12 protein-coding genes are annotated in these 15324 nt (G+C 67.2%); 9 read left to right on the forward strand and 3 right to left on the reverse strand.

Going from position 1 to position 15324, the window contains the following annotated elements; all coding sequences use genetic code 11:
* Positions 1-82: 82 nt before the first annotated feature.
* Both sixA and rtcA read right to left on the reverse strand, forming a co-directional pair.
* Entirely contained in the window at positions 83-571 is a 489-nt protein-coding gene (gene sixA / locus DESUT3_RS19365; protein ID WP_221250135.1) for a phosphohistidine phosphatase SixA, read from the reverse strand.
* 20 nt (positions 572-591) lie between these two features.
* Entirely contained in the window at positions 592-1641 is a 1050-nt protein-coding gene (gene rtcA / locus DESUT3_RS19370; RefSeq protein WP_221250136.1) for an RNA 3'-terminal phosphate cyclase, read from the reverse strand.
* 321 nt (positions 1642-1962) lie between these two features.
* Here rtcA and DESUT3_RS19375 point away from each other — a divergent pair, with 321 nt between their 5' ends.
* Both DESUT3_RS19375 and wrbA read left to right on the forward strand, forming a co-directional pair.
* Positions 1963-2658 carry a pirin family protein gene (locus DESUT3_RS19375; RefSeq protein WP_221250137.1) on the forward strand — a complete coding sequence of 232 codons (696 nt, stop codon included), beginning with the start codon at positions 1963-1965 and terminating at the stop codon, positions 2656-2658.
* A gap of 75 nt (positions 2659-2733) precedes the next feature.
* On the forward strand, positions 2734-3354 hold the full coding sequence (gene wrbA, locus DESUT3_RS19380; protein WP_221250138.1) for an NAD(P)H:quinone oxidoreductase: 621 nt from the start codon (positions 2734-2736) through the stop codon (positions 3352-3354).
* Between the two features lie 13 nt (positions 3355-3367).
* Here the strand turns inward: wrbA and DESUT3_RS19385 are convergent, their stop codons facing one another.
* The gene (locus DESUT3_RS19385) at positions 3368-4513 is read right to left on the reverse strand and encodes an L-dopachrome tautomerase-related protein (protein ID WP_221250139.1); all 1146 of its coding nucleotides are present in this window, start codon (positions 4511-4513) and stop codon (positions 3368-3370) included.
* Positions 4514-4835: 322 nt separating this feature from the next.
* Between DESUT3_RS19385 and DESUT3_RS19390 the strand changes: the two genes are divergently transcribed.
* The 7 genes from DESUT3_RS19390 to DESUT3_RS19420 all read left to right on the forward strand — a co-directional run bounded on the left by DESUT3_RS19390 (position 4836) and on the right by DESUT3_RS19420 (position 15250).
* Positions 4836-5420, forward strand: a complete 585-nt coding sequence (locus tag DESUT3_RS19390; RefSeq protein WP_221250140.1) for a TetR/AcrR family transcriptional regulator — start codon at positions 4836-4838, stop codon at positions 5418-5420.
* A 142-nt stretch (positions 5421-5562) separates the two neighbouring features.
* Positions 5563-6708, forward strand: coding sequence for an efflux RND transporter periplasmic adaptor subunit (locus DESUT3_RS19395; RefSeq protein ID WP_221250141.1), 1146 nt, complete (start codon positions 5563-5565; stop codon positions 6706-6708).
* 147 nt (positions 6709-6855) lie between these two features.
* A complete protein-coding gene (locus DESUT3_RS19400; protein ID WP_221250142.1) occupies positions 6856-9942 on the forward strand; it encodes an efflux RND transporter permease subunit in 3087 nt (1028 codons plus the stop codon).
* A gap of 167 nt (positions 9943-10109) precedes the next feature.
* Positions 10110-11525 (forward strand): efflux transporter outer membrane subunit, encoded by a 1416-nt coding sequence (locus DESUT3_RS19405; RefSeq protein WP_221250143.1) that lies wholly within the window; start codon positions 10110-10112, stop codon positions 11523-11525.
* Positions 11526-11926: 401 nt separating this feature from the next.
* Positions 11927-12388, forward strand: coding sequence for a YkgJ family cysteine cluster protein (locus DESUT3_RS19410; protein WP_221250144.1), 462 nt, complete (start codon positions 11927-11929; stop codon positions 12386-12388).
* A 202-nt stretch (positions 12389-12590) separates the two neighbouring features.
* Complete coding sequence (locus DESUT3_RS19415; protein WP_221250145.1) at positions 12591-13061, forward strand: (2Fe-2S)-binding protein; 471 nt, start codon at positions 12591-12593, stop codon at positions 13059-13061.
* Complete coding sequence (locus DESUT3_RS19420) at positions 13058-15250, forward strand: xanthine dehydrogenase family protein molybdopterin-binding subunit (protein ID WP_221250146.1); 2193 nt, start codon at positions 13058-13060, stop codon at positions 15248-15250. The genes DESUT3_RS19415 and DESUT3_RS19420 overlap by 4 nt, the downstream gene beginning before the upstream one ends.
* Positions 15251-15324: the final 74 nt, after the last annotated feature.

The raw sequence follows: 15324 nt of genomic DNA on the forward strand, positions 1-15324 counted from the left end.
TCTCCTTCGGTGAATTGATGCCGGGGGCGTGGCACGAGTGTGCCAGAAACCGCCCCTGCCGCGCAACCCCTATGGGCACCCCCTACTTGGCCAGCATCGCCAGTTGGGCCGCGGTGAGCGACCAGCGCAGCTGGGCCTCATAAGTAGGCAGGTTGGGCACCGAGAGGTGGCAGAGCCCGCCGTTTTCGAAATGCAGGTGGACCTTCGACCCGTCGCTGAGCAGGCTCGAGGCGATCTCCCCCAGCGAGGGCAGGTGTCCGGCGATCAACACCGCCCCCTCACCGAGGTACTGCTGGAGAAATTTCAGCGTCTCGCCCGGGGCCGTCATCGGCTTGACCAGCTCGGTTTCGACGATGTCGCTGTAGGGGTAGTTGACCGCCTCGGCAACCAGGGCGGCGGTCTGCCTGGAGCGCCGTTTGGGGCTGGCGATGATGACATCGAAGTGCAGCCCCATTCTGCGGATTGCCGCGGCGGAGGCCTTGATCGCCTCAACCCCCTCTCGGCTAAGCGGCTGTTCGGGGTCCTCTTCTTTGGCGACCGCCTGGCCATGCTGCATCAGGTACAATTCCATATCCTGGCTCCTTCCGTTACTCACAATTTCCGAGGCGGCCAGCCGCAGCCGTCGATGCGCACCAGACCGGCCCGGCCCGGAGCCTCCTCGATGACGATGTCAGCGGGCAGAAACTGCCTGATCACCCAGGCATTGGTCAGCAGGTGTTCGGTGACCCGGGCGGTACGCAGCTCCGAGCGCCCCTCGGCCAGCGCCAGGGGCAGCAGCAGCTGATCCGCCAGATGTTCGTCAATGGCGCCGCCGGAGCCGAGGAAGCGCTCCAGGGCGTCCACCGCCTCGTCGGCCACCCGCTCTGCGGACTTGCCCCGCTCACCGAGCCCGTAGTAGCAGCAGCGCGAATGTTCGAACTCGGCCACCACCAGCAGCAGGCTCCCCTTGCCCGGACCGGGAAGTTCGGCGAGCTCCTGCTCGATCCGCCCGAAGCGCCCCGCCAGCCGCCGCCTCGCCTGGTGGAGCTGGCGCTCGGCGATCCGCTCGTCCAGCTGGGTCACGAAAGACAATAGGCTCGCGCTGCGAATGGCGCCCCGCTCCGCCAGGGACAGGGGCCTGAGGGCCTCCACCGGCGCGATGCTCGCGCTGATCTTGCCGCCGCCCCGGGGATAGAAGCCGGTGCGCTCCATCTCCAGGGCGACCTCCAGCCCCGCCCGGCGCAGGCAGGGCAGCCAGAGCCGCTGCAGATAATGATAGCAGGGACTCCAGGGGACGTGGGTCCCCCCGGTGATGACGCAGTGTGAGGGCTCGCCCGCCAGGCAGAGCGGCAGCAAAATGGTCTGCAGAACCAGCGAGGTGGAACCGGCGGTGCCGATGTCGAAGCGAAATTGGCCGGGGTGCAGCCCCGCAGGCTCGAAGACCAGCGCAGTGGAGCCGGGCGCCGCCCCCTCCACCCGCGCCCGCCCGACCGCCGAGGCCGCCTGCACCGCCTTGAGGTGCTGGGGCATCAGCCCGGGGCGGGAACGACCGGAGCGGATATTTTTCAAACGAACGGCACGCCCGGTCAGCAGCGAGAGGGACAGGGCGCTGCGCAGCACCTGCCCGCCCCCCTCGCCGTAGGAGCCGTCGATCTCTACCATGGACACTTCCTCTTTAACTGCAAAATGATACGCATAAATGAATACAGGATGCAGAATGCCCCAGAACCGTTCAATCCCGGAATGAAATCCCTTCTTCCTCGCCTCCCCGAGTCACGAATCACGGCCCCTAAGCCAGTCACGGCCTTCCCCCCCAAACTTCGGTCCCAGAATCTTAACCGAAATCCGCAAAGATGCCAGAGGTTTCAATGTCCCGGGCTGAGGCGCGCTTGACGGGAAACCCGCCGCGTGATAGTTTGATGTTAAACCATTAAACTTGGAAGCTTGTCCGGAAGCTTGCTCCCGGGGAAAGGCAGACGCACCATGATCAGCGTACGAAAATCAGCGGAGCGCGGCCGTTTCCAGGCCGATTGGCTCGACAGCCGACACACCTTTTCCTTCGACACTTATTACGACCCCCAGCACATGGGGTTCCGGGCCCTGCGGGTCATCAACGAGGACCGGGTCGAGGCCGGCGGCGGCTTCCCGCTGCACCCCCACCGGGACATGGAAATCCTCTCCCTGGTCATCGAGGGGAAGCTCGAGCATCAGGACGACCTGGGCAGCCGGGAGACCATCAGGGCCGGCGAGCTGCAGCGGATCAGCGCCGGGACCGGGGTGCGGCACAGCGAGTACAACCCCTCGCAGAGTGAGCCGGTGCATTTTCTGCAGATCTGGATTTTGCCCGAGCGCAAGGGGCTCGAGCCGGGCTACGAGAAGAGGAGCTTCGCCAGCGGGCCCGAGAACGGGCTGCTGCTGGTGGGCTCCCCGACGGGCCGCGACGGCTCGGCGCTCATCCACCGCGATGTGGACCTCTTCTGCGGACAGCTCGGCCAGGGGCGCACCCTGGAGCATCGGCTCGAGACAGGGCGTCACGCCTGGATCCAGGTGATCTCCGGCGCCCTGCAGCTCAACGGCGTCTCCCTCGAGCCGGGCGACGGGGCGGCGCTGAGCGACGAGAAACGCCTTAAGCTGGACGCAGCCGCGCCCAGCCGCTTTCTGCTCTTCGATTTGAGCTGAAGACCGCTTGCGTTGCCGGACGCAGGTGGTTTAATCGAACCTGAAGCCTGTTCCCAGTGTATTGGAGGAATCCCCATGACGACCCGAATCCAGGTGATTTTTTACAGCATGTACGGCCATGTCCATCAACTGGCCGAGGCGGTCGCCGCCGGCGCCCGGGAGGTTGCCGACAGCGAGGTGGGGCTCTACCAGGTCGCCGAGCTGGTCCCCCCCGAGGCCCTGGAGCGCTCGGGGGCAAAGGCGGCCCGGGGGAAATTCGCCCACATCCCGGTGGCCACCCCCGAGCAGCTCGCCCAGGCCGACGCCGTCATCTTCGGCACCCCGACCCGCTTCGGCAACATGTGCGCGCAGATGCGCAACTTTCTCGACCAGACCGGCCAGCTGTGGATGAAAGGCGCCCTGGTCGGCAAGCTGGGAAGCGTCTTCACCTCCACCGCCACCCAGCACGGCGGCCAGGAGACCACCATCACCAGCTTCCACACCACGCTGCTGCACCACGGCATGCTCATTGTCGGCGTCCCCTACAGCGAGGCGCGGCTGATGAACATGGACGAGATCAGCGGCGGCACCCCCTACGGCGCCTCGACCCTGGCCGCGCCCGACGGTTCGCGCTCGCCGAGCGAGAACGAGCTGGCCATCGCCCGCTTCCAGGGGCGGCACGTGGCCCAGATCGCCGCCAGGCTCAGGGCGAACTGAGCCCTGCGGCGGCTCAGGGTTTCTTCTCCAGCCGGAAGATCTTGTAGGGTTCGCGGGGGACCGGCATGCGGTGGATCTGCGAGGTGCTGACGTAGATGGCGCCGTCGGGCCCAACAGCCAGGCTGTCGGGCCAGGCCAGTTCGGGGCCCCGGGCCACGGTGACCACCCCTGCGCCGGGGGTGTAGGCGCGGATGGCGTTGTGCTCCAGGGCGGTCAGGTAAAGCCGGCCGTCGGGGCCGAACAGCAGGCCGTCGGCGGCGCCGGTCTTGCCGAGAAACTCGACCTTCTCGCCCAGCTGCGCGGGCGCCAGGCTCTCGTCCAGCAGCCAGCGGGTGGCGATGCGGTAGAGGCTGCGCGAGGTCAGCGCCTGGTAGTAGAGATATTCGCCGGAGGGATCGAGGGCGATGCCGTCGGCGTGAACCCGGGGGACGCTGCCGTCGGGCAGGCGCCACTTGCGCCCCTCGATGATCAGCGAGATCTCCTCGGCATGGGTGGAGGGATGGTCCTCCAGCAGGCGCCGCGCCGCTCCGTTGCGCAGATCGAGCACGATCAGGGCGCCGGCCCCCGAATCGCTCAGGTAGGCGACCTGGCGCCGGGTGTCGACCCGCACGTCGTTGAGGTAGCTCGTCGGAGGCGCCGCCTCGGCAGCGAAGGGGAACACCTGGAGGATGGCGCCGCTCTCGGGGTCGACTTTGACCAGCTTGGGCCCTCCGGCCACCACCCCGGCGAAACGGGGATTGGCCGCGTCGAGGATCCACAGCTTGCCCTCGGCATCGGTGTAGACGCTCTGCACGCAGACAAAGCGGTTGCGGGGGTCGTCGCCGGGGCTCCAGCGGTTCCAGAATTCGTCCGGGAAGGCCTGCACCCGGCCCCGGGGCCGCATCTCCCAGAGAGGGAGCACTTCGGCCACCGAGGGGAATTGGTCGGCCTGCTCGGCCCACCAGGGATTATCCGTCCAGCGGGGAAAATTGACGAACATCCGCCCGCTGGGGGCGATGGCCAGCCCCGTCCACTGCCGCGAGACGCGCACCACCTCCACCAGCTGCGCCTCGACGGGCTCGTCCACCCGGGTCTCCACCCGGTGACCGGCACAGCCACACAATAAGGCGAGCCCCACCAAAGCCAGGGCCCGCCGGCCCCTCCGAATTCCACCTGTCATGATCTCCTACCTCCTTGTTCATTTAGCAGGCCACTCGCGCCCCTGCACCGCCAATCATAACCAACCCGGCCGCAAAGGCCAACCGTGTCCAGGTTCGAAGGCCCCCAAAATATACGCTGGCGATACGCATCCCCGACCCCGTCAAGCCATGCGCCGCTGCCTCGGCAACCCTTGCTGTCCTTGCTGTCCTTGCTGTCCTTCACCTCTTCGCCTGAACCAGCGGATTTTTCCAGCAATTGCCCCCTTGACAGCAAAGAAGCTCTTGATCCATACTTTCGGAAAAACGGAGTGAATGTTCACTCCACCCCGGAGAGAAGACAGCATGAGCAAGATCGCCGACAAGCGCGCCGCCATCCTCTCGGCCGCGCTGGACATCTTCGCCGAGAACGGCTTCCACGGCTCGCCGACCTCGCTGATCTCGGAAAAGGCCGGGGTCGGCACCGGCACCATCTACCGCTACTTCCAGAGCAAGGACGACCTGATCCGCGAGCTGCACCTGGAACTGGACGGGAAACTGCAGGCCGCCATCTTCGCCGACTACCGCGAAGAGGTGCCGCTGCGCCAGCGCTTCGACAATCTCTACGAGAACCTGCTGCGCTACTTCATCGACAACCCCCGGGAATGCCGGTTTCTCGAGCAGTTCTACAACTCCCCCTACGGCATCGCCAAGCGGCGCGCCCGCAAGGAGAACCCCGGCGAAAAGGAGGCGTGCTTCGCCAGGCTCTTCGATGAGGCGCGGCAGCGGCAGGCGTTCAAGGATCTGCCCGAGGAGATGCTGGTCTCCCTCTCCATAGGCCCGATGCTCTACGCGGTGCGCGACCACCTGGCCGGCCTGGTCGCTATCGAGGACCGGATGGTTCCGCTGATCGTTGAGGCCTGCTGGGATGCCGTGGCGCGCCGGGACTGAAACAGGGCCCGGGAAGGTTTCACCAAAAACGGAGTGATCGTTCACTCCACAACCATAGTGGCAACGGGCCAGGCCCGCTGCCGTTTTCTTTTGCCTGAAACGGAGTGACCATTCACTCCCTCAAATCTGCAAGCGAGGACCCATGAACCACCAGGAACCATCGACACCCGCCGACACCTCACCCGCTTCGAGGCCGGCCCGCGGCAAGGCCGTCATCGGCTCGGCCCTGGCCCTGCTCGCCCTGCTCGGGGCGGGCTCCTTTTTCCTGCTGCGCCCCGCCACCGAGGCGCAGGCCACCAGCCCTGCCCAATCGGCCCCGCCGCCGATGCCGGTGGAGGTGACCGAGGTCGTGGTGGCTGCCGCCGACACCGAGATCAGCGCCGTCGGCTCCCTGCAGTCCAACGAATCGGTGGTGATCAGCGCCGAGGTCGCCGGGCGCATCGAGCGCATCGGCTTCGCCGAGGGTGAACGGACCGCCCGGGGCAAGGTTTTGATCCAGCTCGACTCCGCCATCCCCCGGGCCGAGCTCGACCGGGCCGAGGCCAGCCGCGCCCTGAGCGAGGCCAACTACCGGCGGGCCGAGGCGCTGCTGCAGGACAAGGCCATCGCCCAGCGCGAACGGGACGAGACCTACGCCCAATGGCAACTCGACGAAGCGAGCCTGCGCCTGGCCGCCGCCCAGCTGGCCAAGATGCGCATCGAGGCCCCCTTCGACGGCACCCTGGGCCTGCGCAAGGTGAGCCTGGGCGACTACGTCCAGCCGGGGCAGCCCCTGGTCAACCTCGAAGACACCACCCGGCTCAAAGTCGAGTTCCGCATTCCCGAGAAGTTCTCCCCCCAGGTGAAGGTCGGCCAGAAACTGCTGCTCGAATCCGACGCCCTGCCGCAGCGGCAGTTCGAGGGGGAAGTGTACGCCATCGATCCCCAGGTGGAACAGAACAGCCGCAGCCTGGTGATCCGCGGCCGCCTGGAGAACCGCGACGAGGCCCTCAAGCCGGGGCAGTTCGTCAAGGTGCGCCTGGCGGTGGCCAGCCGCGCCGCAGCCCTCTTCGTTCCGGAGCAGGCCCTGATCGCCCAGCCGAAGAGCCAGTTCGTCTACAAGGTGGTGGACGGCGCGGCGCAGATGGCCCCGGTGCAGACCGGCAGCCGCCGCAAGGGGTGGGTCGAGGTGGTCTCGGGGCTCGCCGCCGGGGATGTGGTGGTCACCGGCGGCCACCAGAAGATCGGCCCGGGCAGCCCCGTGCAGCCCGTGCCGGCGGACCCGGCGCTGTTCGCGCAAATCAATTAACCGTCACCAAATCCAAGGTTCTTTCACCACGAAGGCACGAAGGGCACGAAGAACCCCCTCCATTAAGGGTTTGGCCCGTACCCCAGGCATTCCCTTCGTGATCTTCGTGTCCTTCGTGGTGGATAAATTATCCAGGAATTAAATCCCATGAAACTATCCGAAACAAGCATCAAGCGCCCGGTGCTGGCCACGGTGATGAGCCTGCTGATCGTGCTGATCGGCCTGGTCGCCTACGAGCGGCTGACGGTGCGCGAGTACCCCAACATCGACGAGCCGACGGTCTCGGTGACCACCGTCTACCAGGGGGCCAGCCCCGACATCATCGAGACCGAGGTGACCACGGTCATCGAGGACAGCCTCTCGGGGATCGCGGGGATCCGGACCATCACCTCGCAGAGCATGCAGGAGAGGAGCCAGATCAGCATCGTCTTCAAGATGGAGCGCGACGCCGACGACGCCGCCGCCGAGGTGCGCGACCGGGTCGGCCGGGTGCGGGCCGAGCTGCCGCTGGATATCGAGGAGCCGGTCATCGCCAAGGTCGAGGCCGACGCCTCGCCGATCATCTACATGGCCTTCTTCAGCGACCGCCACAGCAACGAGGAGATCACCGACTACGTCGATCGCTACGTCACCGACCAGATCGAGATGATCCCGGGGATCGCCGAAGCCAACATCCTCGGCGCCCGCAAGTACGCCATGCGCATCTGGCTCGACCCGACGCTGCTGGCCGCCCGCCAGGTCACGGCGCAGGACGTGGAGAATGCCGTCCGGGCGCAGAACGTCGAGGTCCCCGGCGGCCGCATCGAAAGCGCCGCCCGCGAGTTCACCGTGCTCTCGGCCACCAGCCTCGACACCCCCGAGGAGTTCGAGAACATCATCGTGCGCAAGGCCGGCGAGACCCTGGTGCGGCTGGGGGATGTCGGCCGGGCCGAGATCGGTCCCGAGTCGGAGCGCCAGAGCCTGCGCTACAACGGCGGCAACGGGGTGGCCCTGGGCCTGGTCAAGCAGTCGGTGGCCAACCCGCTGGAGATCTCCCAGGCCCTGCGCGAAATGCTGCCCGGCCTGCAGGCCTCGCTCCCCGAGGGGATGCAGGCCCGGATCGCCTACGACTCCTCGGTCTTCATCGAGCGCTCCATCGACAACGTCTTCTCCTCCATCGTCGAGGCGGTGGCACTGGTGCTGCTGATCATCTTCTTCTTCCTGCGCAGCCTCCGCTCGACCCTGATCCCGCTGGTGACCATCCCGGTGTCGCTGGTCGGCTCCTTCGCCCTGATGTGGATGCTCGGCTTCTCCATCAACACCCTGAGCCTGCTGGCGATGGTGCTGGCGGTCGGCCTGGTGGTCGACGACGCCATCGTCGTGCTCGAGAACGTCCACCGCCACGTCGAGGAGGGGCTCTCGCCGACCCAGGCCTCGATCAAGGGGATGCGCGAGATCGGCTTCGCCGTCATCCTGATGACCCTGACCCTGGCGGCGGTCTACGTGCCGGTGGCGATGATGGAAGGGCGCACCGGAAAACTGTTCACCGAATTCGCCCTGACCCTGGCCGGCGCGGTGCTGGTCTCGGGCTTCGTCGCCCTGACCCTGACGCCGATGATGTGTTCGAAGATGCTGCGTCACCAGCAGAAGCACAACAAGCTGTTCCACCTGATGGAGGGCTTCTTCACCGCCATCGAGCAGGGCTACCGCCGGCTGCTCGGCTGGTCGCTGAAGACGGTGCTGGTCGGCGTGGCCGTGGCCCTGGCCGCCGGCGCCGCCACCTGGTGGCTCTCGGGCAAGCTCCCCTCGGAGATGGCGCCGCTTGAGGACCGCGGAGTGCTGATGACCTTCATCATCGCCCCCGACGGCGCCAACCTCGACTATACCGACCACTACCTGCAGCAGGCCGAGGGGCTGTTGCGGCAGATCCCCGAAGGGAGCGGCGTGTTCGCCACCACCGGCTTCAACGGCAAGGTCACCGAGGGGATTTCCGTCATCAACCTCAAGGACTGGGAAGAGCGCCAGCGCTCCTCGCTGCAGATCGCCGGCGAGTTGGGTCCCAAGCTGTTCGGCATCCCCGGGGTGCTCGGCTTCCCCATCACCCCGCCGTCGCTCGGCCAGTCCTTCATGAACCAGCCGATTCAGTTCGTGGTCAAGACCAGCGACAGCTACGGCGAGCTCAACGAGCAGATCAACCTGCTGATGGCCGAGGTGCGCAAAAACCCCGGAATCCTTGCGGCGCGCAGCGACCTCAAGCTCAACTCCCCCGAGCTGCGCCTGCGGGTCGACCGGGACAAGGCCGCCGACCTCGGGGTGAGCGTGGCCGCCCTGGGCCGCACCATCGAGACGCTGATGGGGGGCCGGGACGTGACCCGCTTCAAGATGGACGGCGAGCAGTACGACGTGATCGTCAAGATCGAGGACGATCTGCGCGTCACCCCCGAGGACCTCAACCGCATCCACGTGCGCGCCGCCTCCGGGGAGATGATCCCCCTCTCCAGCCTGGTGAGTATTGACGAGGGGGTCACCGCCCAGTCGCTCAACCACTTCAACCGCAGCCGCGCGGCCATCATCAGCGCCAACCTCGCCCCCGGCTATTCCCAGGGGGAGGCGCTCGAGTATCTCGAAGAGGCGGCGGCGCGGGTGCTGCCCGAAACCGCCCGCATCGACTACCAGGGGCAGTCGCGGGAGTTCAAGGAGAGCAGCGCCGGCCTGCTGGTGACCTTCGCCCTGGCGCTGATCATGATCTACCTGATGATGGCGGCTCAGTTCGAGAGCTTCGTCGACCCGCTGATCATCCTGTTCACCGTACCGCTGTCCATGGCCGGAGCCCTGCTGGCCCTGCACTTTACCGGCAACACCCTGAGCATCTACAGCCAGGTCGGCCTGATTACCCTGGTGGGGCTGATCACCAAGCACGGCATTCTCATCGTCGAGTTCGCCAACCAGCTGCAGGAAAAGGGCAGGAGCAAGCGCGAGGCCGTGCTCGAGGCCGCGACCCTGCGCCTGCGGCCGATCCTGATGACCACCGGCGCCATGGTGCTCGGCTCCATCCCCCTGGCCCTGGCCCACGGCGCCGGCGCCGAAAGCCGCGCCCAGATCGGCTGGGTCATCGTCGGCGGGCTGTCGCTGGGCACGGTGCTGACCCTGTTCGTCGTCCCTGCGGCCTACCTGCTGCTGGCGCGACGGCGCCAGCGGGTGGAGCAGGCGCAGGAGCTGCAGAGGGAGGCAGAACCGGCCGAGGCCTTACCGTAGGGGCGAATCTCGTGTTCGCCCTGGGCGGCCGCGCCCAAGGGAAACCCAGCTCTATTCTCACCACGAAGGACACGAAGAGCACGAAGGGGCTTCGCCCAAGCTGGTAAAACGAAAAGCCTTTCTTCGTGTCCTTCGTGATCTTAGTGGTTAAATAAAGGTCTTTTAGAATGAAAAATTCTCGTCAATGGCTACCTATTCTGGCAATTGCCGCGGCCCTCATCGCCGGCTGCACCCTCGGCCCCGACTACGCCCGGCCGGAGCTGGCAATCCCCCTGGCCTACAAGGAGAACGCCCCCTGGAAAGAGGCGGCTCCCGGCGACCAGGCCCCCCGCGGCGCCTGGTGGGAGATCTACGGCGACCCGCTGCTCAACAACCTCGAGGAGCAGGCCGCCGCGGCCAACCAGGACCTGGCGGCGGCCTTCGCCCGGGTCACCCAGGCGCGGGCCGTCGCCCGCATCGACCAGGCCGACCGCCTGCCCAGGGTCGACCTGAACGCCGCGGCGGGCCGTTCGCGCACCCCCGCTGATTTTTCCTTCAGCGGCGCCGCCAGCACCGACTACAGCTTCTCCCTCCCCCTCGACCTGGGCTACGAAATCGACCTCTGGGGCCGGGTACGCCGGGCTGTGGAGGCCTCCCGGGCCGATGCCGCCGCCAGCGAGGCCGACTACCGCAACCTGCTGCTGGTGCTGCAGGCCGAAGTGGCCCGCAATTATTTCGCCCTGCGCTCGCTGGACAGCGAGATCGACCTGCTGCAGGCCACCGTGGAGCTGCGCCGGGAGAACCTCGAACTGGTCGAGAGCCTGTTCCGCAACGGCCAGATCGGCCAGCTCGACGTCGCCCGGGCCCGCACCGAGCTGGCCTCCACCCAGGCCGAGGCGGTGGGGCTGGAAAAGCGCCGCGCCGAGTTGGAGCACGCCCTGGCGGTGCTCGTCGGCCAGCCGGCCTCGAGCTTCACCCTGGCCCCGGCCCCGCTGGAGTTGGCGCCGCCGGCGGTGGCCGCAGGACTCCCCTCGAGCCTGCTCGAGCGCCGCCCCGACGTCGCCGCCGCCGAGCGGCAGATGGCCGCCGCCAACTCCCGCATCGGGGTGGCCAAAACCGCCTTCTTCCCCGCGGTCAGCCTGACCGGCAGCGCCGGCTTCGCCAGCAGCGAGGCCTCCGGCCTGTTCGACTGGGACAACCGCACCTGGGCCCTGGGCCCGGCGGTTTCCCTGCCGATCTTCGAGGCCGGGCGCAACAGCGCCAACCTCGAGCGGGCCCGGGCCGCCTACGAGGAGGCGGTGGCCCGCTACCGCCAGCAGGTGCTGGTCGCCTTCGCCGAAACCGAGGATGCCTTGGCCGGGCTGCGCATTCTCGCCGCGCAGGCCGAGGCCCTGGAGCGTTCGGTGATTGCCGCCCGGGAGGCGGCGGAGATCTCCGGCAAGCGCTACCGGGCCGGCCTGGTCAGCTACCTGGAAGTGGTCGACAGCCAGCGCACCGCGCTGCAGGCCGAACGCGGCGCCGTGCAGGTCCTCGGCCAGCGGCTGCAGTCCAGCGTGCTGCTGATCAAGGCCCTCGGCGGCGGCTGGGAGCAGCGGCGAACATGATCTGGGCCGCCCTCGCCGTCCTCTATTTCGGCGGTTTCCTGGCAATCGCCCTGGTGGCGATGTGTTCCCGAGCCCCAAGGTGGGATGATTCCGAGCAGGACCTGGAGGAGGAATAAATAAAACCCCGATTCACAACGAAGGACACGAAGGCCACGAAGTAAAAACCCTTTTCCCCTGGGTTTCTTCGTGAACTTCGTGTCCTTCGTGGTAATAAATGAGCCTTCTTTGGTGGGTCAATTAGATTATTTGAAATTTTTTTGCCTATGGATTGACGATTGTATATTTTTTTTATACGGTTGAACCAGGTCTCGACCACAAGATAGAAGATTATTTCCAAGTCGTTTGGTCGTGACCACGAGCTGACTCGACAAACTACCCACCCGCAATCATTGGAGGTGCGTATGATCGAAGCTCTGGTTCAGTGGCTGCACAAAACCGGATTAAAGATCGACCACAGCAAATCGAGTTGCCGCGCCTGCGGAAAATGCTGCGAAACCTTCGGCGGCCACCTGCATGCCTCCCGGGCCGACCTGGAGCGCTGGCGCCAGGCGGGAAGACCGGACCTGCTGGAAATGACCAACCGGCTCGGCTGGATCTGGGTCGACCCCAAGACCAAGCGGCGCCTGGAGCGCTGCCCCTTTCTGATTGCCACCGGCCCCGATACCCAGGGGTGCGCCATCCACCAGATCAAGCCCGATATCTGCGCCGCCTATCCCACCCTGGCTCACAACCGCCGCTGCATGCGCGGCGTCTACTTCCCCAAGTTCGCCCTGGCCTGGGCCCTGGCCCCGCTTCTGGAGGCTCTCGAGCCATTCGGCCCGGGCGGCGCGGCGGGGGCCGACTACTGGCTCCCGCTGCTCTGAACCGCCCCCGCCCTTACTCCCCGGCACCCTGCTCCCAACACCTTGCAATCCCGCTTTTCTGCAGTAGGCTGTTCTCTGTTGCGAACACCTGGCGCCGCCGTGCGGTGGCCGTGTCTATCCCGGTCGACACGGAGGCCTCGGCGCGATCCTGCACTTTCTGCTGTCCCCCCAGCCCCAGATGTCGAATCCATAAGGAGGCCCCATGATCATGCTCAACGTCAACGGCAAGGACCACCAGCTGGAGGTGGCCCCGGATGTCCCGCTGCTGTGGGTCATCCGCGAGCAGTTGAAAATTACCGGCACCAAGTACGGCTGCGGCCTGTCGCTGTGCGGGGCCTGCACGGTGCTGGTGGACGGCAAGGCGACCCGCTCCTGCGTCACCCCGGTCAGCGAGGTGGCCGGCAAGAAGGTCGTCACCGTCGAAGGGCTCAAGGAGGGGCTGGGCGAGCGGCTGCGCCTGGCCTGGACCGAGGAGGAGGTCCCCCAGTGCGGCTATTGTCAGCCGGGGCAGATCATGGCGGCCGCCGCCCTGCTGGGCGAAACTCCCGAACCCGACGATGCCCAGATCGACGCCGCGATGTCGGGCAACCTGTGCCGCTGCGGGACTTATCCGCGCATCCGCCGGGCCATTCACCGGGCGGCGCGGATGACCCCGGAAAGGAGCGAGTCATGAACCAATCCGTCGACACCCGGCGCCGGAACTTTCTCAAGGCGAGCGCCGCCGTGGGGGGCGGCCTGATCCTGGGATTCTACGTCCCGACGCGCGGCGCCACCATCGCCGCGGCCGCCGAGCCCCCGCCGCCCCTCGACCCCAACGCCTGGCTGCGCATCGCCGAGGACGGTACCGTCACCATCATCGTCGCCAAGGCGGAAATGGGCCAGGGGGTCTACACCTCGATGCCGATGCTGATCGCCGAGGAGCTCGAATGCGACTGGAACCAGATCCGCATCGAGCCGGCGCCGGTCGCACCGGTCTACAACCACACGGTGTTCGGTGTCCAGGTGACCGGGGGCAGCACCAGCGTCTCCTCCTCCTGGGAACAGCTGCGCACGGTCGGCGCCGCGGCCCGCGAGATGCTGATCCAGGCCGCGGCAGACCTCTGGGAGGTCGCTCCGCCGGCCTGCCGGGCCGAGAACGGCAAGGTCCGCCACCTGGCCAGCGGCCGCGAGATCGGCTTCGGCGCCCTGTCCGCCAGGGCCGCCAGGCTTCCGGTCCCGACCCGGATGCAGCTCAAGGACCCGAAACGTTTCAAGATCATCGGCCGCTCCATGCCGCGCCTCGACACCCCCGCCAAGCTCGACGGCTCGGCCCGCTTCGGCCTCGACGTGACCATCCCCGACATGCTGGTGGCGGTGGTCGCCCGCCCCCCGGTGTTCGGCGCCAAGCTGAAAAACCTCCGCGACCAGAAGGCCCGCGCCGTCCCCGGCGTGCAGGTGGTGGCCCGGGTGCCGACCGGGGTGGTGGTTGCAGCCAGGGATTTCTGGTCGGCGCTCCAGGGGCGCGAGGCGCTGGAGCTCGAATGGGATGAAGGCGACGGGGGCAAGCTCTCCAGCGAGAGCCTGCTGAAGCAGTACGCGGAGCTGGCCAAGACCCCGGGGGCGGTGGCCCGCCGCGACGGCGATCCGGAGACGGCTCTGGCCGCCGCGGCGAAAAAGATCGAGGCGGTCTACGAGGTTCCCTACCTCGCCCACGCCACCATGGAGCCGCTCAACTGCGTGGTCGAGTTGGGGCCGGAGCGCTGCGAGATCTGGACCGGCACCCAGTTCCAGAGCGGCGACCGCAACGCCGCGGCCCTCGCTGCCGGGCTCAAACCCGAGCAGGTGACCATCCACACCATGCTGCTCGGCGGCGGGTTCGGCCGGCGGGCCAATCCCCATTCGGATTTCGTCAGCGAAGCGGTCCAGGTGGCCAAAGAGCTCAAGAAGCCGGTCAAGGTGGTCTGGACCCGCGAGGACGACACCCGCGGCGGCCACTACCGGCCGCTCTGGTACAGTAAACTCGCCGGGGGGCTGGACGGCGAAGGCAAACCCGTCGCCTGGAGCCACCGCATCGTCGGCCAGTCGATCATCGCCGGCACCGCCTTCGAGCAGGCGATGATCCACAACGGCATCGACGGCGCCTCGGTGGAGGGGGCGGCCGACCTCCCCTACGCCATCCCCAACCTGCAGGTCGACCTGCACAGCCCGACCAACCCGGTACCGGTGCAGTGGTGGCGCTCGGTGGGCCATTCCCACACCGGCTTCGTGGTCGAGGGCTTTATCGATGAGCTGGCCGCGGCGGCCGGCCGCGATCCGCTGCAGTTTCGCCGCGAACTGCTGGCCGGGCACCCGCGCCACAAGGGGGTGCTGGAGCTGGCCGCGGAGAAGGCCGGCTGGGGCAAGCCGAGCGCCGAGGGGCGGGGGTGGGGACTGGCGATGCACGCCTCCTTCGGCAGTTTCGTCGCCCAGGTAGCCGAGGTCTCCGTCGACGCCAAAGGGCAGATCCGGGTCCACCGGGTGGTCTGCGCCGTCGACTGCGGCCGGGTGGTCAACCCCGACACGGTCAAGGCGCAGATGGAGAGCGGCATCGTCTTCGGTCTCAGCGCCGCCCTGCTGGGCGAGATTACCCTGCACAACGGGCGGGTGCAGCAGAGCAACTTCCACGACTACCCGATCCTGCGCCTGGATGAGACCCCGGAGATCGAGGTGCACATCGTCCCCAGCCAGGAGCCGCCGACCGGCGTCGGCGAGCCGGGGGTGCCACCGATCGCCGCGGCGGTGGCCAACGCGGTGTTCGCCGCCACCGGCACGCGGCTGCGCCGCCTGCCGATGACCGTCGAACGGGTCAAGGAAGCGGGAAAAACCGTGACGCGTAAATCGTAATGCGTGAGGCGTGAGGCGTAACAGGTGAAGGGCATTGGGGGTTATCTGCGGTCCCAACCCCTCACCCCTCACGG

Origin of the sequence: Desulfuromonas versatilis, from assembly GCF_019704135.1 — a bacterium.
In the GTDB taxonomy this organism is placed as follows: Bacteria; Desulfobacterota; Desulfuromonadia; order Desulfuromonadales; family NIT-T3; genus Desulfuromonas_A; species Desulfuromonas_A versatilis.

Coding starts and splice junctions, on each gene's coding strand:
- sixA (WP_221250135.1), bottom strand. CDS start 571: ATGGAATTGTACCTGATGCAGCATGGCCAGGCGGTCGCCAAAGAAGAG.
- rtcA (WP_221250136.1), bottom strand. CDS start 1,641: ATGGTAGAGATCGACGGCTCCTACGGCGAGGGGGGCGGGCAGGTGCTG.
- DESUT3_RS19375 (WP_221250137.1), top strand. CDS start 1,963: ATGATCAGCGTACGAAAATCAGCGGAGCGCGGCCGTTTCCAGGCCGAT.
- wrbA (WP_221250138.1), top strand. CDS start 2,734: ATGACGACCCGAATCCAGGTGATTTTTTACAGCATGTACGGCCATGTC.
- DESUT3_RS19385 (WP_221250139.1), bottom strand. CDS start 4,513: ATGACAGGTGGAATTCGGAGGGGCCGGCGGGCCCTGGCTTTGGTGGGG.
- DESUT3_RS19390 (WP_221250140.1), top strand. CDS start 4,836: ATGAGCAAGATCGCCGACAAGCGCGCCGCCATCCTCTCGGCCGCGCTG.
- DESUT3_RS19395 (WP_221250141.1), top strand. CDS start 5,563: ATGAACCACCAGGAACCATCGACACCCGCCGACACCTCACCCGCTTCG.
- DESUT3_RS19400 (WP_221250142.1), top strand. CDS start 6,856: ATGAAACTATCCGAAACAAGCATCAAGCGCCCGGTGCTGGCCACGGTG.
- DESUT3_RS19405 (WP_221250143.1), top strand. CDS start 10,110: ATGAAAAATTCTCGTCAATGGCTACCTATTCTGGCAATTGCCGCGGCC.
- DESUT3_RS19410 (WP_221250144.1), top strand. CDS start 11,927: ATGATCGAAGCTCTGGTTCAGTGGCTGCACAAAACCGGATTAAAGATC.
- DESUT3_RS19415 (WP_221250145.1), top strand. CDS start 12,591: ATGATCATGCTCAACGTCAACGGCAAGGACCACCAGCTGGAGGTGGCC.
- DESUT3_RS19420 (WP_221250146.1), top strand. CDS start 13,058: ATGAACCAATCCGTCGACACCCGGCGCCGGAACTTTCTCAAGGCGAGC.